This is a genomic window from Streptomyces sp. NPDC030838 (genome assembly GCF_055572035.1).
Genome location: NZ_JBVIED010000001.1, coordinates 890,581 through 916,029, shown reverse-complemented (window position 1 = coordinate 916,029; position 25,449 = coordinate 890,581). Strand labels below are relative to the sequence as shown.

Genomic DNA, 25,449 nt, shown 5'->3' with positions numbered 1-25,449 from the left:
GGCACGGAGGAGCACCGACCGGGGGCGGCGGCTCACTCGGGCACGTCCCGGCAAGTCCTCTCGGTCAGCGGGACACCCGTGGGCCAGGCGATGCCCTGGAAGGCGAGGTGTTTCTCCCCGGGCACCAGCCGGACGATGGCCACCGCCTTGTCGTACGGGGTGCCGTTGCTGTTCAGACAGATCCAGCCGCTCGCCCCGCGCACCTTGCCCCGGCCGTGCAGCCGGTTCCAGGTCTCCGGGATGGACTTCAGGTCGGGTACCTGGCCCGGCCTGGTCACCCGGTTCTCGATGCCGGTGATGGCGGTGAGCGCCGAGTCGTACATGGTGATGGTGCGTCCGTCGGAGAGGTCGGTGGGGCCGATGTCCCCCGGCCGGTGCGGGGAGTCCTTCGCCAGCAGGCCGGTGAGGGCCGCGAGGTCCTCGGGGGATCCGCCGGTGGCGGGAGGGGTGCGGTCGCCTGCCTTCCGTGGGGCCCTCCAGGCGTCGGGGTGGGTGATCGTGGCGTACTCGACGGTCAGCCCCTTGCCCCGGGTGAGCGCCGACCAGTCCAGCTGTGGGTCCAGGGCGATCGTCGACGCGCCCGAGACGGTGACGAGCCGGAGGGGCCGGTCCTCCCGGCAGCCGCGGCTGCCGAGCGCGTTGATGAGCTGGGCGAGGGCGGGCGGCCGTCCCGCGAAGTACAGGGTGGTGGCCTCGGAGTCGCAGATGTTGTTGACCATCAGCTTGAAGTCGTTCTTCGTCACCTGCGTCGAGTCGTAGCGCTCCGGGCCGCTGGCCGCGCCCTTGGTCACCTCGCGGAAGGCGGCGCGCAGGGAGCGGGAGTACAGGTCGGTGCCGCTGATGTCCTCGATGAGGAAGGTCTTCTCGTCGTCGGCCTTGAGATAGTGCTGGAGGGCCCTGGCCTGGTCGAGGTTGGACGGGACGACCTTCGCCAGGCCGGGATACGAGTCCTGCCGGTCGTTGGCGAGATCGGTGGCGGTGATCGGGCCGCCGACGACGGGGATGCCCTTCTCCTTCGTCAGGTCTTCGATGGTCCTGGCGGTCTCCTCGACGCTGTAGTTGAACCCGAAGACCACCCGCAGCCGGTCCTCGGGGGAGTCGGCCAGCTCGGCGAGCCAGTCGGCGACCTCGTCGCCGTGGTCCAGGTCGCGGCCGGGGTTGGCGAGGACGAGCCGGACGGGCACGTCGTTCTTCTCGACCTCGTTGGCCCGGTACTGGGCGAGGTAGGCGCCCTGCACCTCGCGCAGGAGCTGGGCCCGGTGGGCCTTGTCGTCCTCGTCCGGGGTCATGGGGATCATCAGGGCGATGGTGGCGTACGGCGTGTCGCCCTCGGTGACCCGGTCGTTGAGCTTCTTGATCCGCTCGGAGACCGGGCCGAGTTCGTCGATGAACACATGGCCGCCGTCGCTGATGCCGACGCACTGGCCGTCCTTCCTCACCAGCCGCTCGTTGCCGCTCTGGCAGTAGTCGGGAAGCTTCGCGGCCCACACGATGCCTCCGACCGCGCCGACGGCTACGACGGCACAGGCGCCGATCAGGGCATTGCGGACCGCGTGCCGGAGACCGGCGCGCCAGGCCAGCCATGCCGCGATGCCGAGGACCACGAGGAGGGCGAACAGTCCGCCGAACAGGACCGGCGCGGGCCAGAACTTGGGTGCCGGCACGTCAGTGATCCCTTCTGCCGAGGGGGAGTTCGGGAACGCGCCGCCCACGGGAGAGCAGCGTCGGCCAGTTTCCGGCGGCCGCCCGCGTGGCGGCGTCGAAGCCGTTGACGAGCTGGCGCAGGGGGTTGGTCTCGCTCTCCGGGTCGTCCGTGTAGAGCGAGGAGAGCGTCGACAGCCTCCACAGCGCGTCCACCAGTTCGCCGATGCGATGGTGTTTGTCGTCGGGGCCCGGGCCGGGGCAGGCGAGGCAGGCCACGGGCGGCTCCGGGTGGCGTTCGAGGTAGCCGTCCGGCGGCTGCGGGGCCGCGCAGACCCACTGCACCGCGGCCAGCCAGGCGTGCCGGTCCTGGTGGCCGAACGCCGCGTGCAGCCCGGCCACGGCCGTCTCGCGCAGCCCGAGCGCGAGGCAGTGGTGCAGGTGGGCGGCGTACACACCGAGGTCCCCGTCGGGGGCGGGGCGGCCGTACCGGTCCCGGGCGGCCGAGTGCAGCTCGGTCCAGGTCACGAAGGTGTCGGCCAGGCCGGACGGGCCCGCCGCCGGGGTGCGCAGGCGGTGCAGCAGCAGTTCCCGGAGCGTCCGGTCGGCCACCACGGGGAGGAGCCCCTCGTCGCCCGCCCACGGGCTCAGGACCCAGTGATCCGCGTCCAGGAAGGTTTCCGCGCGGTCGCGCACCGCGTCCGGCTCCGCCCGCAGCGGCGGCAGGGCCTCCGCTTCCTCCGGGCGCAGCGCGACGGCCCGCGGCAGCAGGGCGTCGAGCAGCCCCTGCTGGGGCACGAGGTAGCTCAGCAGCGCCCCGGCGACGGTCGGCTCCTGCGCGGCGCCGGCCGGCGGCAGGTCGAGCAGCGCACGGCCGAGTTGCTCCGGTGCGCATCGGCGCAGCGTGCTGTGCGTCCTGCGCAGGTCCCGCCGGGCCGCCTCGATCAACGGCCGGGCACAGCCCGCACGTCCGGCGCTGATCTGCTCGATCACGGCGGCCAGTCCCTGCGGGGCGAGCGAGCCGAGGGCGGTGGCGATGCTCTCGGCGCGCAGGGCCGGAGCCCTGAGCCACAGCTGCCAGTCGGCGGGCGAGGTGCTGCCCGGGCTCGTCCATTCCAGCGCGTCGAGCTGCGTCACACCGGCCGGATGCCCGTGCTGGGTGCTCGCCGGGCGGCGCACCGCGCCGAGCCGGGTGGCGACGATCACCGGCCGCTTCGCGTCCCCGGCCTGGGCGTAGGCCGCCAGGAGCAGGTCGAGCAGACGGCTGCCGGTGGGGGTGTGCGTGTCGTCCAGGAGGATCAGCGGCAGCGGGCGTACGAAGAGGTGCCGGCGTGCCTGGTGCGCGTCGATGTCCGCGAGGAACGCGGCGGTCAGATGCTCTTCGAGCTGGCGGCGGGCCTGCGCCGGGACCAGCAGGCCCAGGCTCAGGAACATGTAGTCCAGCAGCTTTCCGACGCCGTTGCCCGCGATGCCGGGGACGCGGTCGTCCCACCAGCGCAGTGCGGCCCGGTGGAGGTCCTTGCCGCCGCGTTCCGTGGCCTGGCGGACGAACAGCTGGAACAGGTCCGTGAGCGGGGCCAGCCCGGGGGCGATCCAGCCCAGGAGCGGAATCGCCGCCTCGGCCCAGGAACCCAGCAGGTCCCGCAGCCGGCCCTCCTGGCCGCCGTCGCCCTGAAGGGCCGCCTCCAGCTCCTGCCGCATCTCCTCCAGCCGTCGCAGGTCCGCCAGGCCCGGGCCGTCCCCGTCGCCGTCCGGGCCGCCGGGGACCGGGCCGTGGTCGTCCGGGCGGTCGTCGTCCGGTGGCTGGTACAGGGTCGTGGCGGCGATCAGGCCGTAGGTGAAGCGGGGGAACTCGACGCGCCCGAACCTGCCGAGGTCCACGTTCAGTTCGTGCACCAGCCAGGCCAGAGCCGCCAGCGGACGGGAGGCCAGCGGGTCCGCCTGGTCGGGCGGCGGGCCCGGCGGCACCGGACGCGCGCCGGTCATGGGCCACTTGGCGACGTGCAGCCGATTGACGTACGTCTCGTGCAGCCGCTCGCACACGGCCGTCTTGCCGGTGCCGCGCGCCCCGTAGACCGTGACGACCGGCGCCCCTCCGGGATACGCGGAGGGGGTGCCCTTGCCGCGGGAGTCCAGCCCGACCGCCTTCGGCACGAAGGACTCCAGGAGCTTCTCGTACCCGTGGAGTACGCGGTCCGCCATCCATGCCCCCGTGAAGAACGATCAACTGTGCAAGGAATGTGCCGGAAGACGACAAGCGAGTTCGTCATCTCCCCATCCCCACAATGACGTTGAGGCAATCCTGACGCCTGAGGCTGGTGTTCGGGCCCGTGACGACGCGCCGACGCCCCGGGATGCGACCCTGAGGCCATGACAGCACCCTTACCGACGAGCAAGCCCCTGCGGATCGTCATCTTCGGCGCGAACGGGCCCACCGGCCGACAGGCCACCGAACAGGCCCTCGCCGCAGGTCACTTCGTCACCGCCGTCACCCGGCGCCCGGACGGCTTCCCGGTCTCCGGCCCCGGCCTGCGCGTGGTCGGCGCGGACGTGCTCGACCCCGCGTCGGTCGAACACGCCGTCGCCGGGCAGGACGCGGTCGTCTCGTCCCTGGGCGCGCCGTTCGGCCGTCGGCCCGTCACCGTCTACTCGGCCGGCCTCACCCACATCACCCAGGCCATGACCAAGCACGGCGTGAGCCGCCTGGTCGCCGTGACGTCCACCATCCTCTTCGACACGGCGGCACCGGGGGAGGGGTTCCTCTTCGGCAAGGTCATGGAACCCCTCATCGCCCGCTTCCTGGGCCGCACCGTCTACGACGACATGCGGCGCATGGAAGACGTCGTACGCCGCTGCGACCTCGCCTGGACGGTGCTGCGCCCCGGCGGCCTCTTCGACGCCGGCACCGTCAGCGACTACCGGCTCGCCACGCGACGCCTCCCCGGCCGCTACACCTCCCGCGCCGACCTCGCCCACGCCCTGCTGTACCACGCCGTCGAGGAACGGCATGTGCACGCCTTCGTCGACGTACGCACCACCGAGGGCACCCCCACCCTCCTCGACCTGCTGCGCAAGGAGGCGCTGGGGAAGTGACCGGTCCGGTGGATGAGGTAGGGTTGACCTGCACGATCACGCGGGAGACCGCGTGTCGGCCGCCGGGACGTGGCGCAGCTTGGTAGCGCACTTGACTGGGGGTCAAGGGGTCGCAGGTTCAAATCCTGTCGTCCCGACACGGCGAAGGGCCCTCACAGGCGAACCTGTGAGGGCCCTTTTCGATCCCCCCTCGTGGACCTGACGCGGTCGAACGCGTCACCCTCCCCCGAAGGTGACGCGTTCGACCACTCCCCCGGTGCCGGACCATGGTCATCGCGTCCGCGTGCGGCGGGTCATGCCGTCACCAGCACATGACGGCCGTCCCGCCCGAACCCCACGCGGAGTACAGGCGCACTCGGACGAAGTAGCGGCGGCCCTTGACGAGCCGGGCCCGGACGGTGGCGTTGGCGGAGGTGCCGCCGTCGTCCTGGGCGGTGAGATAGCGGGGTTCGCCGTCGCGTTCCTCGAAGACCACGACGACGGAGTCGGCGGCGCCGAAGGTGCCCACGGTGTACTCGCGGGTCTCCGGCGGTTCCACGGTGAAGTCGGCCTGCTCGCCGGGGGCGAGGCGCAGGGGCGCCGAGTGGAAGGGGACCAGGGCGGGCGGCTGCGGAGCGGCGGCCGGCGGGTACCAGCGCAGGGCGAACTCCTTGTCCGCGGCGGACAGCGTGCCCGGCGGACGCAGGCCCGCGCGGTACTGCTCCGGCTCCAGGATCAGCCCCGACGGGAACGGATACTCCATGATCGACTGCGGGTCCCAGACCGAGCCGTTGACCTCGTCCCGGTGCAGCTTGGCCAGGATGTTGGCGTATGTCCGGTCCCGGCTCCAGAAGTTCGGCGGGCCGGACAGCTCCTCGTACACGGCCTCGTCGTCCCAGTGGATCCCGGCGTACGGGCTCTGGTGCTCGTGCAGCATGCCCAGCGCGTGCCCGATCTCGTGCAGGGCCGTCGCGCGCTCACCGGGCGCGGTCAGGTCCCAGCCGAAGTTCATGGTGCGCTCGTGCAGACCGACCCGGAGGGCGTCCCGGCCCACCAGCGACCAGGAGCCGCCCCCGAGCTGGAAGCCGATGCGCAGCTCCGCCTCCGACCGGTCGCCGACCTCGGTGAAGGTCAGGCCGATGCCGAGGCCCTGCCATTCGTCGAAGCACTCCCGGACGACGTCCTGCTGCTCCTTGGTGCCCGCCCACGACACCCGCCGGGTCTCCCCGGTCCCCGGCACGGGGATGACGGAGCCGTCGGCGTCGTCGTCGAAGAAGCAGTAGTGCAGCACGGTGCCGTTGACCCACATCCGGTGCCCCCGGACGAGCGCACCGATCCGCTCGGCGGCCAGCCCCGGCGCGAAGGCGGGGGCGGGCTGCTGCGCGAGCGAGCAGTAGCGTCCGGTCATGGGCCCAGAGTGCCGTCGGACACCCCCAGGGCGCCTGAGTCGGGGTCTACTCAAGTGCCCCTGTATCAGGACTGAGTAGCGCGGCTCCTGTTCACGTGATGACTTACGAACAGGATGCGAAGACCCTTCGGCTGCCCTGGCCGTTCACCGGGCGGGAGGACGAACTGGAGCTGGTCCGCCGCTCGCTGGCGGCCGGCCGGCACGGCATCGTGGTCACCGGACCGGCGGGCGTGGGCAAGACGCGGCTGGTCACCGAGGCCGTGCGCGGGACCGAGTGCGTCCGCGCCGCCGGCACCCCGGAGTCCCGGGACATCCCCTTCGCCGCGTTCGCGCACCTGCTGCCCGAGTCCGTCACCCTGCACCGCGCGGTGCGCCTGCTCTCCGGCGTACGGCTGCTGCTGGTCGACGACGCCCACTGGCTGGACGACGCCTCCGCCGCCCTCGTCCACCAGCTGGCCGTGCACGGCCGCACCCGGCTGGTGGTCGTCGCCGGCGACGGCACCCCGGCGCCCGGGGCGGTGTCCCGGCTGTGGACCGGCGAACTGCTGCCCCGGCTCGCCCTGGAGCCGCTGCCCGCCGAGGAGACCGCGCAGCTCGTCGCGGCGGGCGCGGGCCGCGCGTTGGAACCGCTCACCGTACGGAGGCTGCACCGGCTGTGCCACGGCGATCTGCGGCTGCTGCGCGATCTGCTGGGCGCGGTGCGCGACGGCGGGCCGCTCACCCGGGTGCCGGGCACCGACGAGTGGGCCTGGCGGGGCCCGGTGCCGGTGACCCCGGCCGTCCGCGAACACACGGCGCCGGTCCTCGACCGCACCGATCCCGACGAGCGGGAGACCCTCGACCGGCTGGCCTTCGCCGAGCCCTTGGCGGCGGACTCCGACGCCTTCGACCTGTGCGTCCTCGAACGCCTGGAGGCGGCCGGGCTGATCCGCCTCGACGAGCACCACCACGTCCGGCTCGCCCACCCCCTGTACGGCCCGGCCCTGCGCGCCACGGCCGGCCGGCTGCGGGCCCGCCGGCTGGCCGGCACCCCCGACCGCCACGGCCCCGTCCTGGCCGCCGAGGCGGCCACGCTGGCCCGGCGGATCGCCGACGCCGACGTCCGGGCGCTGCCCGCCCCCGTGGGGGAGTGGCTGGCGGCGGAGGGACATCCGGTGCCGTCCGGATACGCCGCCGTACGGGCCCGGTACGCCCGCCTGCGGGGCGAGCTGCCGGAGGCCGCGGCGTGGGCCCGCGAGGGGCTGCGGGACGACGCGGACGACCCGGCCTGCCGTACCGAACTCGCCCTCGCCGTCGCGCAGTCGGGAGAGGCCGAGGCGGCGCGGGACGCCCTCGGCGGGCGTATGGCGACGGGGCCGGTGGCGGTGTGGCTGGCCGCCGCGCGAGGGGACGCCGAGGCCGGGGACCTCGCCGGGAGAGAGCCGGGCACGGAGCCGTACGACGCCGTGCGCCTCGGCGCCCCCGAGGCGGTGCTCGGCCGGCTCCCCGCGGGCAGCGTCTTCGCCGAGCACGCCGCCGCCCTCGCCCGCCGGGACGGACTGGCCCTGGACCGGGTGGCCGCCCGCCTGGAAGAGCGCGGCTTCCTGCTGTTCGCCGCCGAGGCGTACGCCCAGGCCGTCCCCGTGCACCGCGACCCGAGCGCCGCGCGGACGGCCCGTACCCGCGCGGTCGCCCTGGCCCGCCGCTGCCCCGGGGCGCGCACCCCGGCGCTGTCCGGGCTGGTGCTCGGCGAACTCACCGCCCGGCAGCGCCAGATCGTCACCCTGGCCGCCGCCGGGCTCAGCAACCGGCAGATCGCCGAACGGCTCACCCTCTCCGTCCGCACCGTCGGCAACCACCTCTACAGCGCCTACGCCCGCCTCGGCGCGAGCGACCGAGGCTCGCTGCCGTGGCTGGTGGAGCTGCCGGAGGTCCGGACCGCCTGACCGCCCGGGAGCGGGGGGGGGGGGGGGGGGGGAAGGGGGGGGGGGGGGGGGGGGGCCCATGTCCCCCAGAGAAAGAAAGAAGACGAAGAAAGGTATTCCCAAAACCGCCCCCCCCCCCCCCCCCCCCCCCCCCCCCCCCCCCCCCCCCCCCCCCCCCCTCCCTTCCCCCCCCCCCCCCCCCCCCCCCCCCCCCCCCCCCCCCCCCCCCCCCCCGGGGGCCCGGTTTGACCCCCTCGGCCGAGGCCCCGTAACCTTGACCGTCGGCGTGTCCACTGCACACGCCACATCCCCGTAAACCTCTTCCTTCCGGGCACGGGCTGTGACCGGGAGAGGCCGTCCGCGCGTCGGTGCGCCGGTTGGCTGGCCTGCGGGGGTGCCGTTCTCCGAGCGAAAGAGAGATCCGCGTGTACGCCATCGTGCGCAGCGGTGGTCGCCAGCACAAGGTTGCTGTCGGCGACATCGTTGAGGTTGACAAGATTTCCACCGCCAAGGTTGGCGACACGGTCGAGCTCTCGACCCTGCTCGTTGTCGACGGCGACGCTGTGACCAGCGACCCGTGGGTGCTGGCCGGCATCAAGGTCCAGGCCGAGGTCGTGGACCACCACAAGGGCCAGAAGATCGACATTCTGCGCTACAAGAACAAGACCGGCTACCGCCGTCGTCAGGGCCACCGCCAGCAGTACACGGCGATCAAGGTCACTGAGATTCCCACGGCTGCGAAGTAAGGGACTGAGGAGAGATGGCACACAAGAAGGGCGCATCGTCCACTCGGAACGGTCGCGACTCGAATGCCCAGCGGCTCGGCGTGAAGCGCTTCGGCGGTCAGGTCGTCAACGCGGGTGAGATCCTGGTTCGCCAGCGCGGCACCCACTTCCACCCGGGCGCCGGTGTCGGCCGTGGCGGCGACGACACGCTGTTCGCGCTGCAGGCCGGTGCGGTGCAGTTCGGCACCAGCCGTGGCCGCAAGGTCGTGAACATCGTTCCGGTCGCCTGAATCGCCTGATTCAGCACCGAACACCTTCGCGAGGCGGACCTCACTTCCCGGGCGGGAAGCGGGTCCGCCTTTCGCGTGTTGACACGAAGACATACGTGCAACACAACGGCACACCGTACTTTTTGTACTTTTTCTGGAGGCACTGAACCATGACCACCTTCGTGGACCGCGTCGAACTGCATGTCGCCGCGGGTAACGGAGGTCACGGCTGTGCCTCCGTCCACCGCGAGAAGTTCAAGCCGCTCGGCGGCCCGGACGGCGGCAACGGCGGACGCGGCGGCGATGTCATCCTGACCGTCGACCAGTCCGTGACCACGCTGCTCGACTACCACCACTCCCCGCACCGCAAGGCCACCAACGGCAAGCCCGGCGAGGGCGGCAACCGCTCCGGCAAGGACGGCCAGGACCTGATCCTGCCCGTGCCGGACGGCACCGTCGTCCTCGACAAGGCGGGCAACGTGCTCGCCGACCTCGTCGGCCACGGCACCTCCTACGTCGCCGCGCAGGGCGGCCGGGGCGGGCTCGGCAACGCCGCTCTCGCCTCCGCCCGCCGCAAGGCGCCCGGCTTCGCGCTGCTGGGCGAGCCCGGTGACCTGCGGGACATCGTGCTGGAGCTGAAGACCGTCGCCGACGTGGCGCTGGTCGGCTACCCGAGCGCGGGCAAGTCCTCGCTGATCTCGGTGCTCTCCGCGGCCAAGCCGAAGATCGCCGACTACCCGTTCACCACGCTCGTGCCGAACCTCGGCGTCGTCACCGCCGGCTCGACCGTCTACACCATCGCCGACGTGCCCGGCCTCATCCCCGGCGCCAGCCAGGGCAAGGGCCTCGGCCTGGAGTTCCTGCGGCACGTGGAGCGGTGCAGTGTGCTGGTGCACGTGCTGGACACCGCGACCCTGGAGTCCGACCGCGACCCGGTCTCCGACCTCGACGTCATCGAGGAGGAGCTGCGGCAGTACGGCGGGCTCGACAACCGGCCGCGGATGGTCGTGCTCAACAAGATCGACGTGCCGGACGGCAAGGACCTCGCCGAGATGGTGCGACCGGACCTGGAGGCGCGCGGCTACCGCGTCTTCGAGGTGTCGGCGGTCGCCCACATCGGGCTGAAGGAGCTGTCGTACGCCCTCGCCGACCTGGTCGCGAAGGCGCGCGCGGCGAAGCCGAAGGAAGAGGCGACGCGGATCGTCATCCGGCCGAAGGCGGTGGACGACGCGGGCTTCACCGTCACCCGTGAGGAGGTCGGCGGCGAGCCGCTGTTCCGGGTGCGCGGCGAGAAGCCGGAGCGCTGGGTGCGGCAGACCGACTTCAACAACGACGAGGCCGTCGGCTATCTCGCCGACCGGCTCAACCGCCTCGGTGTCGAGGAGCAGCTGATGAAGGCGGGCGCCCGCACGGGCGACGGCGTGGCCATCGGCCCCGAGGAGAACGCGGTCGTCTTCGACTGGGAGCCGTCCGTCATGGCGGGCGCCGAGATGCTGGGCCGGCGCGGCGAGGACCACCGCCTGGAGGAGCAGCGTCCCGCGGCGCAGCGCCGGCGCGACCGCCAGGCCGAACGCGACGAGGTGCAGCGCGAGTTCGACGACTTCGAGCCGTTCTAGGCCTGCTCGTCTCTTGGTGAACTCCGGGGAAAATCACGGCGCACTCCAGGGCAACCAACCCGAGAGTCCGTGAGTCGAACTGGGCGTGCGAAGAGGATCTTGGTCCTCTTCGCGGTCAACCGCCCGTTCGATCCCCGGAGTCGACGTGTCCGAGCCCGTAGCGCCCCGCCTGAGGCGCACCGTCGTGGTCGCGCTCGCCCTGCTCGCCGCCGGTACGGCCATCGGCCTGCCCTCGGCCCAGGCCGCTGACTCCGTGACCGTACGCCAGGACTTCAACGGCGACGGATACGAGGACGTGGCCGTCGGCGCGCCGAACGCCACGGTGGACGGCCGGGCCAAGGCCGGGTACATCGCCGTGCTGTACGGGGCGCCGGAAGGTTTCGGCGCCGGCAAGAAGGTGTTCACCCAGACCTCGCCCGGCGTGCCCGGCACCCCCGAGGCGAACGACGGCTTCGGTGAGTCCCTGACCGGCGCCGACCTCGACGGCGACGGCTACACCGATCTCGTGGTCGAGTCCTCCGGCGAGCAGTGGGAGTCCGGCGGTGCGCCCCGGACCGGCAACCGGACGGTGCTGTGGGGCGGCCCGAACGGGTTCGCCTCGGGCAGTGTGCTGCCCGCCGTCGGGGACTTCCGCTACCAGGAGGGCAAGAGCGTCGCCGGCGACTTCGACGGTGACGGGCACCAGGACCTGGTCCACCGCGATCGCGTGGCGTACGGCCCGCTGGGCCGGGACGGCGTTCCGGCCCGTACCCAGGGCATCACGCTGGTCGAGGGCGACATGGCCTTCGCCGGGATGGCCGCCGGTGACACGGACGGCGACGGCATCACCGACCTCGTCACCATCGCCCGTGGCCATGACCGGGACGACGAGGGCGACTACGGCTACCGCGTCGACCACCTCCGCGGCGGTCGTGACGGCCTGAGCGCGCCGCGCAGCGTGCTCGACGCCCAGGGCCGCCCGGTCCACCCCGTGGGTGACGTCTCCGCCGTGGCCCTCGGCGACCTCGACGGCGACGGCCGGGACGACATCGTCACCGGCGGCGAGACGCTGACCGTCGTGCCCGGCACCGCCGACGGTACGGCGGCCGCCGACCCGCGCGTCATCACCCAGGACAGCCCCGGCGTGCCCGGCGTGCAGGAGAGCGGCGACGGCCTCGGCCGCGGCCTCGCGATCGGCGACGTCGACGGTGACGGCTACGACGACATCCTCGCCGGGATCCCGTTCGAGGACTTCTCGGGACGGGACAGGGCGGGCACCTTCGCCGTCGTACCCGGCGGATCCCGGGGGCCGACCGGCGCCGGGACCAAGGTGATCAGCCAGAACACCGCCGGGGTGCCGGGCACCGCGGAGTCGTCCGACCGGTTCGGGCAGTACGCCGCGCTCGTCGACAGCGACGCCGACGGCCGGGCCGAGCCGGTCGTGACGGCGGTCGGCGAGGACGGGAACGCCGGTGCCGTCTGGGTGTTCCGGGCCTCCTCCGCCGGTGTCCGGACCGACGGCTCCTTCTCCTTCGGCGCGCGGACCCTCGGCACCGTCAAGGCCGGGGCATGGCTGGGCGATTCGCTCACCCTCTGAGCCCGCGCGCAGGCTTCAGGCCCTTCACTTCATCGACGTATCGACAGGATTCCCATGTCTTCTCACTTCCACCGCCGCACCCTCGGCTCGCGTCGCGGCCGGCTGGCCCTCGCCACCGGTGTCGCGCTCCTCGCGGGCGCCCTGACGGTTCCCGTGGCCCAGGCGGCGCCCGCCGAGGCCGCCACCACCCCGAGCAGCAAGCGGCTGCACGACGACTTCAACGGCGACGGCTTCCCCGACCTGGCGATCGGCGCCCCCGACAGCACGGTGGGCACGCAGTCCAAGGCGGGCGCGGTCAGCGTGCTCTACGGCTCGTCGAGCGGCCTCGCGACGAGCTCCCGCAAGCAGGTACTGACCTGGGCGGACCGGTCGGCGTCGCCGGCGAAGTCGCGCTACGGCAGCGGGCTGCAGAGCGGTGACCTCGACCGGGACGGCTACGCCGACCTGCTGTCGCTCGTGGACGTCAATCCGGCCCACCCCTACGACGGGCGTCGCCTGGTGGTCAACTGGGGCGGCCCCGAGGGCCTGTCGGCCACGCCGACCGTGCTGAACGACGCGCTGGTGAACTGGAGCGGCGGCTTCGCGGTCGCCGATGTCGACGGGGACGGGAACCCGGACCTCGCGACGGGTTCCGACAGCGACGAGCAGACGTCGGGCGGCGGCACGGTGCTGCACGGCCCGTTCACGCGGGACGGCGGCACCGCGCGGACGACGGGGTTCACCATCGTCCCGGACGAGCCCTGGTACTCCACCACCTTCGCCGCCGGTGACGTGAACGGCGACGGCTACGCCGACGTGGTCACCCAGGCGGAGTTCATGGACGGCGACAGCGGCTCCCCCTCGATCGCCCTGCTGCTCGGCGGCCCGTCCGGGCTGACGTACAAGGGCCTGGTCAAGGACTCCACGGGCCGGGGCGTGACCGGTGAGGACGCCGAGATCGGCGACGTGAACAAGGACGGCTACGGCGACATCGTCGTCGGCCACGTGCAGGACAACAGCGACTCCGACATCGGCCTCCCGGTCAAGGGCGGCGCCGTCATCGTCGTCTACGGTGGCCCGAACGGCGAGTCCACCACCCACAAGTCGGTCTGGATCAACCAGGAGACCGCGGGTGTGCCGGGCGTGGGCGAGTACGGCGACGGCATGGGCTCGGCCCTGTCGATCGCCGACACCGACGGCGACGGCTACCAGGACGTCGTCACCGGTCTGCCCGGCGAGGACTTCGACGGCCTCACCGACGCGGGCACCGTCCTGGTGCTGCGCGGCAGCGCGAACGGCCTGACCACCACAGGGCTGAAGTCGTTCAGCCAGAACACCGCCGGGGTGCCCGGCACCGCCGAGCAGGGCGACCGGTTCGGTGCGGAGTCCGCGCTGGTCGACGCCGACCAGGACAAGCGGCACAGCCTCGTCGTCGGCGACCCGGCGGAGAACGCGAACAACGGCTCCGTCTGGCACTTCTCCGCCTCCTCCACCGGCATCACCGAGAGCGGGTCCTTCACGTTCGGCGGGGCCACGATGGGCGCGCCGTCGACCGGGGCCCGGTTCGGGGCGTCGCTGGCGGAGTGACGGCCGCGCGGCACGCGACTTTTCGTACGGGATTCAGGGGAGTGGAACAGATGAACAAGCGCAGCATGAGCCGGCGCGCCGGCCTCGCCGTCGTCCTGGCGGTGACCGGCGCGGTCGCGGTCCCGGCGGCCCAGGCCTCGGCGGCCGAGCCGTCGGCCGCCGTCGAACTCCGGGACGACTTCAACGGCGACGGCTACGCCGACCTCGCGGTCGCGGCGCCGGAGGCCACCGTCGACGGCAAGACGAAGGCCGGGTTCGTGGCCGTGCTGTACGGCACGCCGAGCGGGCTGAGCACGACGAGCAAGCAGGTGTTCACCCAGAACACCGCGGGCATACCGGACGACGCCGAGGTCAACGACCTGTTCGGCGCCGCCGTGACCACGGCCGACCTCGACCGGGACGGGTACACCGACCTGGTCGTCGGCGCGCCCGGCGAGGACACCGCCGCCGGCGTCGACGCCGGGGCCGCGCAGGTCGTCTGGGGCGGTGCCCAGGGCCTGGCGGGCGGTGCCACGCTGGTGACCGGCGACTCCGCGTACGACCAGGTGGGCGCCGAGGCCCGGCTGGCCGCCGGGGACTTCGACGGCGACGGCGTGCCCGAGCTGGCGACCGTGGACAACTACTGGAAGCTGGTGCAGACCGAGGGCCCCTTCCAGCGGGACGGTTCGACGACCGGCGAAGCGCGGTTCGTCACGGACGACTCCGACCCCCGTTACCTGGACATGGAGACGGGCGACGTGAACGGTGACGGCCTCCTCGACGTGGTCGCGACCGCGCACCACGGCGACGAGTACGACGCCCGCCACATCAAGGTCTGGAAGGGCACCCCGAACGGGCTGGCGGCGCCCCAGGTGGTGCTCAACACCAAGGGATACGCGCTGCAGGGCGGGGAGTCCCTCGGTCTCGGCGACGTCAACCGCGACGGCATCGACGACGTGGTCGTCGGCCGCCCCGTCGACGGCTATGACAGCGACGTCGACCTCCCGCTCGCCAACGGCGGCATGGTCACCTTCGTGCCGGGCACGGCGAACGGGCCCGACGGTACCAAGGCCCAGAGCCTCAACCAGGACAGCGCCGGAGTCCCCGGCGCCGCCGAGAACGACGACGCCTTCGGCAGCGATGTCTCGGTCGCCGACGTCAACGGCGACGGCTACGCGGACGTCTCCACGGGTGTGTTCGGCGAGGACTACGACGGCCTCACCGACCCGGGCTCCGTGGTCGTGCTGCGCGGCGGCTCCGGCGGTCTGACCGGCACCGGTGCCGTGTCGTACAGCCAGGACACCGAGGGCGTGCCGGGCGCGGCGGAGAGCGGCGACCGGTTCGGCTGGGCCACCCGGCTGCTCGACGTCACCGGCGACGGCCGCGCCGAACTGGCCGTGGGCGCGCCGGGGGAGAACACCAACTCCGGGTCGGTGTGGGTGTTCAGGTCCACCTCCGCCGGGGTCACTCCGACCGGCTCGATCACCTTCGGCCACGGCACCCTGGGCACGGTGGCGACGAACGCCAGGCTGGGTTCGGAGTTCGCCCACTGATCGACCGTCATATCGCCTGATCCGGTGGGCGGACCCGCGGCGGCGAGGGCTTTCTCCCTTGCCGCCGCGGGTTTTTCCGTGTCCTCACCATCCATTTGTCTCCCCATTTGTCATGCACGCGCATCCTCGCGTTCAGCCCGCCGACCGACCGGACAGAGAGCTTCCGGAGTGTCCAAGAGGCCGCTGTGGCAAGGGAGTTCCCGCGATGACCGGAGTGACCGGACCCGGACCTGTATCACCCGATCGACGCCGTTTTCTGACGGCGGGCGCCGCCGTGCTCGGCGCCGCCGCGTCCGCCCAGCTGTGGCTGCCGGCCGCCGCCCGGGCGGCCGAGACCCCGCTGCCCGACGGCGTGTTCAGCCTCGGTGTCGCCTCCGGCGACCCCCTGCCCGACGGCGTGGTGCTGTGGACCCGGCTCGCCCCGGATCCGCTCAACGGCGGCGGCATGCCCGACCGGGTGGTGGGCGTGGAGTGGGAGATCGCCGAGGACGAGCGGTTCACGAGAGCCGTGCGCCGGGGCGTCGCCCAGGCCCGGCCCGAGTACGGGCACAGCGTGCACGTGGACGTCCGGGACCTGCGCCCGGGCCGGACGTACTGGTACCGCTTCCGGGCCGGCGGGCAGCTCTCGCCCACCGGCCGCACCCGCACCGCCCCGCACCGCCACAGCGCCGGCGGCACCGTGCGGCTCGCCCTCGCCTCCTGCCAGAACTGGCAGCACGGGTACTTCACGCCGTACGCCGACATGCTCGCCCAGGACCCCGACGTGGTGCTCTTCGTCGGCGACTACATCTACGAGTCGGTCCCGTCGGCGACGGCCCTGCGCCGCCACGAGGGCACCGGGGAGCCGTACAGCCTCACCCAGTACCGCAACCGCTACGCCCAGTACCGCACCGATCCGGACCTCGCGGCCATGCACGCGAACGCCCCGTTCGTGGTGACCTTCGACGACCACGAGGTCGACAACGACTTCGCCGGCGAGATCCCGCAGGACCCCGCCAAGCAGCCGCACGACGCCTTCGTGGCCCGCCTGACGGCCGCCTACCAGGCGTACTACGAGCACATGCCGGTCCGCGCGACCGCCATCCCCACGGGCGCGCACATCCGGATGTACCGCCGCCTGGAGTTCGGCCGCCTCGCCCGGCTGAACGTGCTCGACACCCGGCAGTACCGCAGCGACCAGGCCACCAGCCAGGCCGGTGCCATGGACCCGTCGCTCACCATGCTCGGCGCCGACCAGAAGCAGTGGCTGCTGGACTCCCTGCACCGCTCGCCAGCCCGCTGGAACCTGATCGCCTCGCAGATCATGATGGCCGAGACCGATCTGCTGGTCGGCGAGGGCAAGCAGTGGTTCTACGACGCCTGGGACGGCTACCAGGCCGAACGCAACCAGTTCCTGAAGGAGTTCCGGAGCGTGCGCAACCCGGTGGTGCTCACCGGCGACCGCCATCTGACGATGATCAGCGACCTCAAGGAGGACTTCGCGACCCCGGACTCCGCGGTCGTCGGCGCCGAGTTCGTCGGCACCTCCATCTCCAGCAACGGCGACCAGGACCAGGCCGCCTTCCATCGCGAGTGGGACCCGCGGGTGCCGGACAACCCGCACTGGAAGCTGCTCGACGCCCACCGCGGCTACCACCTCTTCGACATCCGCCGCGACGGCATCGACGCCCAGGTGCGCGTCGTCGACACCGTACGGCAGCCGAAGGCGACCCCGAGCACGCTGGCGCGCCTGCGGGTGGAGGCCGGACGCCCCGGCGTCCACCTGGTCTGAGAAAACTCCGCGAACGCCCTGGGACCACGAGTCCCAGGGCGTTCTCCGTTGCTCGCCGGAATCTCCCGGACACCGAAATGCTGCGGAATCTTGATCTGGAATTCCGTACCAATCGGCTGCCTGAGGAGCTGCTGTGAAGATCCGCCGCTCGTGCTGTGGACCTTCTCACAGCAATTCCCCGGGCCGTGGCGCCCTTCGCGGGAACCGCTCGCCAATCACCAGGCGTGCAAGGTGAATGACAGGTTGCGCGCACATATGCGTCGGCGGTCGCTCACCTTGCATCGCGGTAACCACAAGTGGGAGCATTTCCAGGTTCCCAGTCGCCACAAGGTAGGTCACCTGTGTCCCAGCACATAGCCAAGCCCCGTACCACCGCAGTGATCCTGGCCGGTGGAACCGGTCAGCGTGTGGGTCTGTCGATCCCGAAGCAGCTGCTGAAGATCGCCGGCAAGGCCGTCATCGAGCACACCCTGACCACCTTCGAGAAGGCCGACTCCATCGACAACGTCATCGTGCTGATGGCGCCGGGCTATGTGCCGGACGTCGAGAAGATCGTCGCCAAGGCCGGGTTCACCAAGGTATCGAAGATCATCGAGGGTGGCTCGACGCGGAACGAGACCACCGAGCGCGCCATCGCCGCCCTGGGGGAGGGCCTGGCCGAGGGCGAGGACCTCAACGTCCTCTTCCACGACGCCGTCCGCCCGCTGCTGTCGCAGCGCGTCATCGACGACTGCGTCGCCGCCCTGGAGCGCTACCAGGCCGTCGACGTCGCCATCCCGTCCGCGGACACCATCATCGTGACCCGCACCCACGGCGAGGACGGCGAGTTCATCACCGAGATCCCGGACCGCTCCCGGCTGCGCCGCGGCCAGACGCCGCAGGCCTTCAAGCTGTCCACGATCAAGCGGGCCTACGAGGTCGCCGCCGGTGACCCCAACTTCCAGGCCACCGACGACTGCTCGGTCGTGCTGAAGTACCTGCCGGACGTGCCGATCCACGTCGTCGCGGGTGACGAGTACAATATGAAGGTCACCCAGCCCGTCGACGTCTTCATCGCCGACAAGCTCTTCCAGCTCGCCTCCACCGCCGCGCCCGAGCAGAACGGCGAGGAAGACTACCGCGAGCTGCTGACCGGCAAGACCGTCGTGATCTTCGGCGGCTCCTACGGCATCGGCAAGGACATCGCCGAACTCGCCGAGTCCTACGGCGCGAACGTCTACGCCCTGGGCCGCTCCACCACCGGCACCCACGTGGAGAACCCGGAGGAGGTCGACGACGCGCTGTCCAAGGCCTACGCCGAGACCGGCCGGATCGACTACGTCGTCAACACCGCGGGTGTCCTGCGCATCGGCAAGCTGGCCGAGACCGACAACGCCACCATCGAGGAGGCGCTGAAGGTCAACTACCTGGCACCGGTGCAGATCGCCCGGTCCTCGTACAAGTACCTGGCCGAGACCAAGGGTCAGTTGCTGCTGTACACCTCCAGCAGCTACACCCGCGGCCGCGCCGAGTACAGCCTGTACTCCTCCACCAAGGCCGCCATGGTGAACCTCACCCAGGCGCTTTCCGACGAGTGGGCCGGCGACGGCATCCGGGTCAACTGCATCAACCCGGAGCGCACCGCCACCCCGATGCGCACCAAGGCCTTCGGCCAGGAGCCCGCGGGCAGCCTGCTCTCCTCCGAGGCCGTGGCCCGTACCTCGCTCGACGTGCTGCTCTCCGAGCTGACCGGCCATGTCATCGACGTCCGCCAGCAGGACCCGACGGCCGCCGCCGGCAAGGCCTCCGGCTTCGAGCAGGCCCTGGCCTCGGTCCTGGACCGCCAGAGCGGCATGTAATATTCATCAGCAAATACTCGCGGAATTCAGGCCTCTGTGCGCTTCCCTTTGTGGAGCATTCACAGAGGCCTGAATCCGTAGTCGACAAAACCGGCATCCCCTCCCAGAGCAGGTTTTTCTTCGTGATTTCCACCGCTATACGCGTCGCCCGCGTGGGCAGCGCGGCCGAGCTGGCCGCGGCGGTCCTCGTGCTGCTGGGCTTCCCGGCGCTCATGCTGGCCGCGCTCGTCCCGAGCGTTCCCGCCTTCGCGGCCGCGGCGGCCGTGACGTACCTGGCGGACCACTATCTGCACCGCAAGGGCAGCTACCTGATCAACCGCCTCAGCAAGGTGCGCGCGGGCCTGTCGATCCGCTTCCTGATCCGGCAGCTGCTGCTCATCCTGCTGCTGGCCCGGCTGTCCCTCTCGGACGACCTGATCTTCTACGGCGCGGTCGCCTGCTTCATCGCCTTCTACGGCCTCCAGGCCCCGCACGGCGCGCTGGTCACCCTGATCCGCAGCCGCCGCAAGATGCCGGTCGCCACCCGCAACATCGACCTGAAGTCCCGCATCCGCATCCCGGACGCCCCGCCGCGCAGACTGCTGCACCGCTCCGCGGAGAAGATGCTCCACCTGGACCTCGCCGCGGTCGTGGGTGTGCTGGTCGCCGCCGCCTTCCACGTGCCCGCCGCCGGGTTCGCCGGCGCCGGCGTCACCCTGGCGCTGGGCGTCGGCTACGTCCTCGTGCTCATGCCGTACGTGCGCGGCCGGAAGATCCCGCCGCGCGCCGACGTGGTGCTGGCCGCCGTCGACGACTGGCTGCGCGAGTACCGGCCGGAGACGGTGCTGTACTTCTCCGGCTCCAGGGACTCGGCGTACCAGGTCAACATGTGGCTGGAGACCATGGAGAACCTGGACTCCAAGCCGCTGATCATCCTGCGTGAGCGGGCCATCCTGAACAACCTGGCGCCCACCACGGTCCCCGTCATCTGCGTGCCCGGAGGGGTGCACCTGATGAACATGGACCTGTCCACGGTGCGGGTCGCGCTGTACGCCGCGAACGTCGGCAAGAACATCCACATGCTGCGCGTGCCCACCATGAAGCACGTCTTCATCGGCCACGGCGACAGCGACAAGCTGGCCAGCGTCAACCCGTTCAGCAAGGTCTACGACGAGGTGTGGACCGCGGGCCGCGCGGGCCGCGACCGCTACGCCATCGCCGACGTCGGCGTCCGCGACGACGACATCGTCGAGGTCGGCCGCCCGCAGCTCGCCCCGATCCAGACCTGGCAGGGCGTGCCCGAGGGCCCCCGCGGCGGAGCCGCTGATGGGCGCTGCCCCACGGTGCTCTACGCGCCCACCTGGGAGGGCTGGGACGGCAACCCGGGCAACACCTCGCTCGTGCTCGCCGGTGAGAACATCGTGACCAGGCTGGTGACTGCCGACCCGCCGGTCCGCGTGCTGTACAAGCCGCACCCGTTCACCGGCACCGTCAGCAAGGACGCCAAGGCCGCCCACCAGCGCATCGCCGCGCTGGTCGAGAAGGCCGCCGCCGAGCGTGCCGCCGACGCCCGGTTCACCGCCGACAGCGCCGCGCAGGCCGCCGCCAAGGCCGAGCTGGCCCGGATCGAGGCGCGGCTCGCCGAGCTGTCCGGCAGCGGCGGCGAGAAGCGCGACGAGGCCGAGGCGACCCGCGACGGGCTCGTCGACGTCGCGAAGCACGAGGAGATCGCCCGGCTGCGCGCCGAGTGGAACGACGCCTACTGGCGGTCCTTCCCGAGCTGGGAGCACCGGGTCATCACCGGCGCCGAGCCGCGGCTGTACGACTGCTTCAACGTCTCCGCCGCGATGGTCTCCGACATCTCGTCCGTGGTCTCCGACTTCATCGCGAGCGGCAAGCCGTACGCGGTCACGGACTCCGCCGAGGTGGGCGCGGAGGAGTTCAAGCGGCAGAACACCGCGGTGCGCGCGGCCGTGATCCTCTCCAACAGCGCGGCCGAGCTGGGCGAGCTGCTGGACGCGGTGCGCGACCCGGCCGCCGACCCGCTGGCGGAGGACCGCAAGGAGCTGAAGGAGTACCTGCTCGGCCCGGACGAGCCGAAGTCCATCGACCAGTTCAACACCGCGGTGGCGAACCTGGCGCTGAAGGCCGAGACGCGCAACCTCGGCCAGCAGTCGCGGCTGCTGACGGAGTCGGTGCCCGGGCAGCGGGTGGCGACCAGCGGTGAGACGGACGGCGTGACGACCGGCTAGGCCATCAGCTCCACCGATTCTGATTCGGCCCCCGAGGGATCCCCTCGGGGGCCGAACCCGTTTCATGCGTCATACGTACTGTGAGGTGAATCACGAATGGGCCGATGTAACGCAACCGCTTGCTCCCACCATCCGTCTAGTAGATAGCCAATAAGGAGATACGGGAGAAATTTCCCGTTGACGAGGGGGAAATGTGCCCGTGACGCAGCCTGATGTCACCGTGATCATCGGGGCGTACGAAGCCATGCCGTACCTGGTCGAATGCCTCGCGTCGGTCGAGGCCCAGACCATCGACCCGCAGCGCGTCGAGGTCATCGCCGTGGACGACGGCTCCACCGACGGCACGGGGGAGTGTCTGGAGGAGTTCGCCGCCCGCGCACCCATGGCGGTCACCGTGATCCGGCAGGAGAACTCCGGCGGCCCCAGCGGCCCGCGCAACGTCGGCCTCGCCAAGGCGGCCGGGCGGTACGTCTTCTTCCTCGACGCCGACGACCGGCTGGGCCCGGAGGCGCTGGAGCGGATGGTCGCCATGGCCGACAAGAACGGCACGGACGTGGTCCTCGGCCGGGTCGAGGGCATCAACCGCACCCCGCCCAAGTCGATGTGGGGTAGGACGCTGGACCGCACCGACGTCTTCTCGTCCAACATCAAGTTCACGCTCAGCGCGCAGAAGCTGTTCCGGCGTGAGCTGCTGACCCGGCACGACATGCGGTTCGACGAGTCGCTGTGGACCGGTGAGGACGCGCTGTTCACCATGGAGGCGTATCTGCGGGCGAACGGCGTCTCCGTCATCGCCGACTACACCTGCTACTACCTGGTGGGCCGCGAGGACGGCAAGCACGTCACCAAGAGCGGCGGTTACACCCTGCGCTTCGACTCCGCCCGCGCGCTGATGAAGCTGATCGCGGACATGGTGCCGCCGGGGGAGCGGCGTGACACGCTGATGGTGCGGCCGTTCCTCATCACGCTGCTGCCGCAGTTCGGGCCGAAGTTCCTCAAGGACGGCGACAAGGTGCGGCGGCACAAGTTCGAGCTGGCGAAGCCGCTGATGGACGCCTACTGGACCGAGAGCGTCGCCCGCCGCCTGAAGGTCAACGAGCGGCTGCGGCTGCACATGGTGGCCGAGGGGCGCCCCGACCTCCTGGTGGGCATGCTGGAGTTCCTCAAGTCCAAGAAGCAGGTCCCGGCCGTCCTGGAGAACAAGGGCCGCCGCGTCTACCTGGTCTACCCGTACTTCCGGGACCGCGAGGCCGGCCTGCCCGACTCCCTCTACCTCGCCGAACCCCGCGAGGCCCGCGACTACCAGGGCTACCGCGAACCCACCGCCACCGCCTCCTTCCTGCGCCGCGCGGTCCGCAAGGCCCGGCGTATCGTCCGGGGCTCACGGCGCCCGGGCGGGAAGAAGACGGCAGCCGCCTGAACGAGACAGGGCCGGCCCCGCGAGGCGGGAGCCGGCCCTGGTGTCGTCCGGAGGGGGGCGGTCAGCCGCGACCCGAACCCAGCGCCCGCCGCAGCGGGCGGCCCACCGCCCGGCGGGCGCGGCGGTAGACGGAGGTGGCGCCGGTGGCGGTCGCCTTACCGCCGGCCCGGGCCAGGTCCTTCTTCAACCGGGCGTTCTCCGTGGCCAGTTCCGTCATACGGCTCTGCAGCCAGCCGAAGCGGACGCCCAGGGCAGCCGGGTCGGCGTCGTTCCACGGGCGGACGCCGGGCGGGAAGGACAGCTCGCCCATCCGGGCGTCGAAGGCCGCACCGCCGTCGCCGTGGGTGAAGGTGTTCTCCAGGCCGTTGCGGGTGAGGAACCCCGTGAAGCGCTCGAACCGCTCCTGGTGACCGCCCGTCAGCGCCGAGAAGTCGGCCTCCTCGTAGAGCGTCGCCGGGTCCAGGTCGTTCGGCAGTTTGTCGATCCGCCGGTGCGGGATCTCGAAGTACCGGCACAGCTCCAGCGTCCGGGAGTCACCGCACAGCACGGTCGCCGGCGTCCCCGCCAGCAGCGCGGCGATGTTGCCGTGGATCCGGGAGCCGAAGGAGAAGTCGAACCCGCGCAGATCGTCGATCCAGGTGACCGGGTCGACGTAGACCCGCACCTTGTCCTCCCGGTACATGGGGTGGTCGGGATGCGTCGGCATCGCCGTCACCAGCGCGTTGGGGTCGGACAGGTCCCGCCAGTGCAGCTGCCGGGCGTCGCTGAGGTTCTGCCCGACGAACCGCAGGTTCGGGTAGCGGGCGTGGGTGCGGTCGATGATCCGGTCCAGGCCCTGCGACCTCACCGCGCTGTGCGAGCCGTTGATCGCGATCCGGGACGCGGGCGTCAGTTCCGGCTCCCGCTTCTGTACGGCGAGGTCCTTGCCGTACAGGAACAGCGACGGGCAGCCGATGACCTCGACGTCCCGGAAGCCCAGCTCCTTCAGGTACTTCTCGGTGCACTCGCCGCGCACCCCGATGGACGCGCTGCGGTCGAGCACCGCCGAGACGAACTCGCGGACCACGGGCTCCATCGGCTTCAGCCGCGCGGTGTTGTAGTTCAGCCCGGCCTGCGCGCCGACGCCCAGCACCACCACGGGGATCTTCAGCCTGCTGATCAGCCGGGTGAGCTGCTTCAGCCCGGACTCCCAGGAGGGGCGGAACGCGTTGGCGAGCGGGACGACGAAGGCGTCGTACTCCTCGTTGATCCGCCCGGCCTCGGACGCCACCATCCGCATGCCGTTCGACACGACCTCGGTCCCGGGTGTCTCGAGGATCTTGTGGGCGGCGTCGCTGAAGATGAGGTTCCCGGAGTTCGTCGCGATGACGTTCCGGTGGAGGGCCTCCTCGATGGAGAGGACGTCGTACGGGCTCTTCCCGGATCGGAGGAGGATGCGCCTGGGGCGCTGCGGGCGATGGTCTACTGCTGGCACGTTAGTCAACTTATGTTTGCCGATTCGTTTATTTCTATAAGCAACCAGTACAACCTTTTTCTCGTACGCGGGACGTGAGGGCGGCCTCACTCACCGTCCCGGCCGCCCGTCCGTCTGCTGGACCGATGCGCGCCGGCCGATCCGCTTCGCGTAGATTGCCGGGCGGGGCAGCCGAACCTACGCGAGGGGACAGAGAGCAAGGTGGCAGGGGCAAGGCAGGCCGTGCGCGAGGCCCGCAGGATCGTCGTCAAGGTGGGTTCCTCGTCGCTGACCACCGCCTCGGGCGGACTGGACGCCGACCGGGTCGACGCGCTCGTCGACGTCCTCGCCAAGGTGCGCAGCGGCGGAGAGAAGGAGATCGTGCTGGTCTCCTCCGGTGCCATCGCGGCGGGGCTCGCCCCGCTGGGGCTGCGCCGTCGGCCGAAGGACCTGGCCCGCCAGCAGGCCGCCGCCAGCGTCGGCCAGGGCCTCCTGGTCGCCCGCTACACCGCCTCCTTCGCCCGCTACGGCGTCCGCGTCGGCCAGGTGCTGCTGACCAGCGACGACATGAGCCGGCGGGCCCACCACCGCAACGCCTCCCGCACCCTCGACAAGCTGCTCGCGATGGGTGCGTTCCCGATCGTGAACGAGAACGACACGGTCGCCACGGACGAGATCCGCTTCGGCGACAACGACCGGCTCGCCGCCCTCGTCGCCCATCTCGTCCGCGCCGACCTGCTGGTCCTGCTCTCCGACGTGGACGGCGTCTACGACGGCGACCCCAGCAAGCCCGGCACCTCGCGGATCGCGGAGGTGCGCGGGCCCGAGGACCTGGCGGACGTGGAGATCGGCAGCGCCGGCAAGGCCGGGGTCGGCACCGGCGGCATGGTCACCAAGGTCGAGGCGGCCCGGATCGCCGCCGCCGCGGGCGTCCCGGTGGTGCTGACCAGCGCGATCCACGCGGCCGACGCCCTCACCGGCCAGGACACCGGCACCTACTTCCACCCCACCGGCAAGCGCTCCGCCGACCGGCTGCTGTGGCTGCAGCACGCCTCCACCCCGCAGGGCGCGCTGACCTTGGACGACGGTGCGGTGCGGGCCGTGGTGGAGCGCCGTACGTCGCTGCTGCCGGCCGGGATCGCCGGTGTCGAGGGCGAGTTCAGCGCGGGCGACCCGGTCGAACTGCGCGACGGCACCGGCCGGGCGGTGGCCCGCGGCCTGGTCAACTTCGACGCCAAGGAGATCCCCCGGCTGATCGGGCGATCGACCCGGGAGCTGGCCCGCGAGCTGGGTCCGGCGTACGAACGCGAGGTCGTGCACCGGGACGATCTGGTGCTCCTGCATCCGTAGGGGTGCCGCGCGCATCCGTGAGAGTGCCCCACGCATCCCTGAGGGTGCCGCGCGCATCCGTAAGGGTGTCCGCATCG

The 25,449-nt window shown here is 71.7% G+C and carries 17 protein-coding genes and 1 tRNA gene; 14 read left to right on the top strand and 4 right to left on the bottom strand.

Annotated elements, in window-relative coordinates:
- Positions 1–32 precede the first annotated feature (32 nt).
- The gene (locus tag ACZ42A_RS04095) at positions 33–1,664 is read right to left on the bottom strand and encodes an ABC transporter substrate-binding protein (protein WP_468525554.1); all 1,632 of its coding nucleotides are present in this window, start codon (positions 1,662–1,664) and stop codon (positions 33–35) included.
- A 1-nt stretch (position 1,665) separates the two neighbouring features.
- On the bottom strand, positions 1,666–3,843 hold the full coding sequence (locus ACZ42A_RS04090; protein WP_468525553.1) for a hypothetical protein: 2,178 nt from the start codon (positions 3,841–3,843) through the stop codon (positions 1,666–1,668).
- A gap of 168 nt (positions 3,844–4,011) precedes the next feature.
- Between ACZ42A_RS04090 and ACZ42A_RS04085 the strand changes: the two genes are divergently transcribed.
- Both ACZ42A_RS04085 and ACZ42A_RS04080 read left to right on the top strand, forming a co-directional pair.
- The gene (locus ACZ42A_RS04085) at positions 4,012–4,734 is read left to right on the top strand and encodes an NAD(P)-dependent oxidoreductase (protein ID WP_468525552.1); all 723 of its coding nucleotides are present in this window, start codon (positions 4,012–4,014) and stop codon (positions 4,732–4,734) included.
- Positions 4,735–4,797: 63 nt separating this feature from the next.
- Positions 4,798–4,871: transfer RNA gene (locus ACZ42A_RS04080), tRNA-Pro, on the top strand.
- A 164-nt stretch (positions 4,872–5,035) separates the two neighbouring features.
- Here the strand turns inward: ACZ42A_RS04080 and absR1 are convergent.
- Positions 5,036–6,121 (bottom strand): beta-glucuronidase AbsR1, encoded by a 1,086-nt coding sequence (gene absR1, locus ACZ42A_RS04075; protein WP_468525551.1) that lies wholly within the window; start codon positions 6,119–6,121, stop codon positions 5,036–5,038.
- A 98-nt stretch (positions 6,122–6,219) separates the two neighbouring features.
- Between absR1 and ACZ42A_RS04070 the strand changes: the two genes are divergently transcribed.
- From ACZ42A_RS04070 to ACZ42A_RS04020, 11 genes are all read left to right on the top strand, one after another.
- Entirely contained in the window at positions 6,220–8,046 is a 1,827-nt protein-coding gene (locus ACZ42A_RS04070) for a LuxR family transcriptional regulator AbsR2 (protein ID WP_468525550.1), read from the top strand.
- 404 nt (positions 8,047–8,450) lie between these two features.
- The gene (gene rplU, locus ACZ42A_RS04065) at positions 8,451–8,771 is read left to right on the top strand and encodes a 50S ribosomal protein L21 (RefSeq protein ID WP_003990208.1); all 321 of its coding nucleotides are present in this window, start codon (positions 8,451–8,453) and stop codon (positions 8,769–8,771) included.
- Positions 8,772–8,785: 14 nt separating this feature from the next.
- A complete protein-coding gene (gene rpmA / locus ACZ42A_RS04060; RefSeq protein ID WP_073938528.1) occupies positions 8,786–9,040 on the top strand; it encodes a 50S ribosomal protein L27 in 255 nt (84 codons plus the stop codon).
- 149 nt (positions 9,041–9,189) lie between these two features.
- Positions 9,190–10,635 (top strand): GTPase ObgE, encoded by a 1,446-nt coding sequence (gene obgE / locus ACZ42A_RS04055; protein WP_468525549.1) that lies wholly within the window; start codon positions 9,190–9,192, stop codon positions 10,633–10,635.
- A 145-nt stretch (positions 10,636–10,780) separates the two neighbouring features.
- The gene (locus ACZ42A_RS04050; RefSeq protein WP_468525548.1) at positions 10,781–12,211 is read left to right on the top strand and encodes an FG-GAP repeat domain-containing protein; all 1,431 of its coding nucleotides are present in this window, start codon (positions 10,781–10,783) and stop codon (positions 12,209–12,211) included.
- A gap of 54 nt (positions 12,212–12,265) precedes the next feature.
- Positions 12,266–13,777 (top strand): FG-GAP-like repeat-containing protein, encoded by a 1,512-nt coding sequence (locus ACZ42A_RS04045; RefSeq protein WP_468525547.1) that lies wholly within the window; start codon positions 12,266–12,268, stop codon positions 13,775–13,777.
- 50 nt (positions 13,778–13,827) lie between these two features.
- On the top strand, positions 13,828–15,309 hold the full coding sequence (locus tag ACZ42A_RS04040) for an FG-GAP-like repeat-containing protein (RefSeq protein WP_468525546.1): 1,482 nt from the start codon (positions 13,828–13,830) through the stop codon (positions 15,307–15,309).
- Between the two features lie 205 nt (positions 15,310–15,514).
- The gene (locus ACZ42A_RS04035) at positions 15,515–17,080 is read left to right on the top strand and encodes an alkaline phosphatase D family protein (protein WP_468525545.1); all 1,566 of its coding nucleotides are present in this window, start codon (positions 15,515–15,517) and stop codon (positions 17,078–17,080) included.
- 341 nt (positions 17,081–17,421) lie between these two features.
- Entirely contained in the window at positions 17,422–18,918 is a 1,497-nt protein-coding gene (locus tag ACZ42A_RS04030) for a D-ribitol-5-phosphate cytidylyltransferase (RefSeq protein WP_468525544.1), read from the top strand.
- Positions 18,919–19,070: 152 nt separating this feature from the next.
- The gene (locus ACZ42A_RS04025; protein ID WP_468526131.1) at positions 19,071–21,149 is read left to right on the top strand and encodes a hypothetical protein; all 2,079 of its coding nucleotides are present in this window, start codon (positions 19,071–19,073) and stop codon (positions 21,147–21,149) included.
- Between the two features lie 193 nt (positions 21,150–21,342).
- Positions 21,343–22,569, top strand: a complete 1,227-nt coding sequence (locus tag ACZ42A_RS04020; RefSeq protein WP_468525543.1) for a glycosyltransferase family 2 protein — start codon at positions 21,343–21,345, stop codon at positions 22,567–22,569.
- Positions 22,570–22,630: 61 nt separating this feature from the next.
- Here ACZ42A_RS04020 and ACZ42A_RS04015 read toward each other — a convergent pair whose 3' ends face one another.
- Positions 22,631–24,043: a polysaccharide pyruvyl transferase family protein gene (locus ACZ42A_RS04015; RefSeq protein WP_468525542.1), complete on the bottom strand. Its 1,413-nt coding sequence runs from the start codon at positions 24,041–24,043 to the stop codon at positions 22,631–22,633.
- Positions 24,044–24,265: 222 nt separating this feature from the next.
- On the opposite strand from ACZ42A_RS04015, the gene proB reads away from it, so the two are divergent.
- Positions 24,266–25,372, top strand: a complete 1,107-nt coding sequence (gene proB / locus ACZ42A_RS04010) for a glutamate 5-kinase (RefSeq protein WP_468526130.1) — start codon at positions 24,266–24,268, stop codon at positions 25,370–25,372.
- Positions 25,373–25,449 lie beyond the last annotated feature (77 nt).

Coding starts and splice junctions, on each gene's coding strand:
- ACZ42A_RS04090 (WP_468525553.1), bottom strand. CDS start 3,843: ATGGCGGACCGCGTACTCCACGGGTACGAGAAGCTCCTGGAGTCCTTC.
- ACZ42A_RS04085 (WP_468525552.1), top strand. CDS start 4,012: ATGACAGCACCCTTACCGACGAGCAAGCCCCTGCGGATCGTCATCTTC.
- absR1 (WP_468525551.1), bottom strand. CDS start 6,121: ATGACCGGACGCTACTGCTCGCTCGCGCAGCAGCCCGCCCCCGCCTTC.
- ACZ42A_RS04070 (WP_468525550.1), top strand. CDS start 6,220: ATGACTTACGAACAGGATGCGAAGACCCTTCGGCTGCCCTGGCCGTTC.
- rpmA (WP_073938528.1), top strand. CDS start 8,786: ATGGCACACAAGAAGGGCGCATCGTCCACTCGGAACGGTCGCGACTCG.
- obgE (WP_468525549.1), top strand. CDS start 9,190: ATGACCACCTTCGTGGACCGCGTCGAACTGCATGTCGCCGCGGGTAAC.
- ACZ42A_RS04045 (WP_468525547.1), top strand. CDS start 12,266: ATGTCTTCTCACTTCCACCGCCGCACCCTCGGCTCGCGTCGCGGCCGG.
- ACZ42A_RS04040 (WP_468525546.1), top strand. CDS start 13,828: ATGAACAAGCGCAGCATGAGCCGGCGCGCCGGCCTCGCCGTCGTCCTG.
- ACZ42A_RS04035 (WP_468525545.1), top strand. CDS start 15,515: ATGACCGGAGTGACCGGACCCGGACCTGTATCACCCGATCGACGCCGT.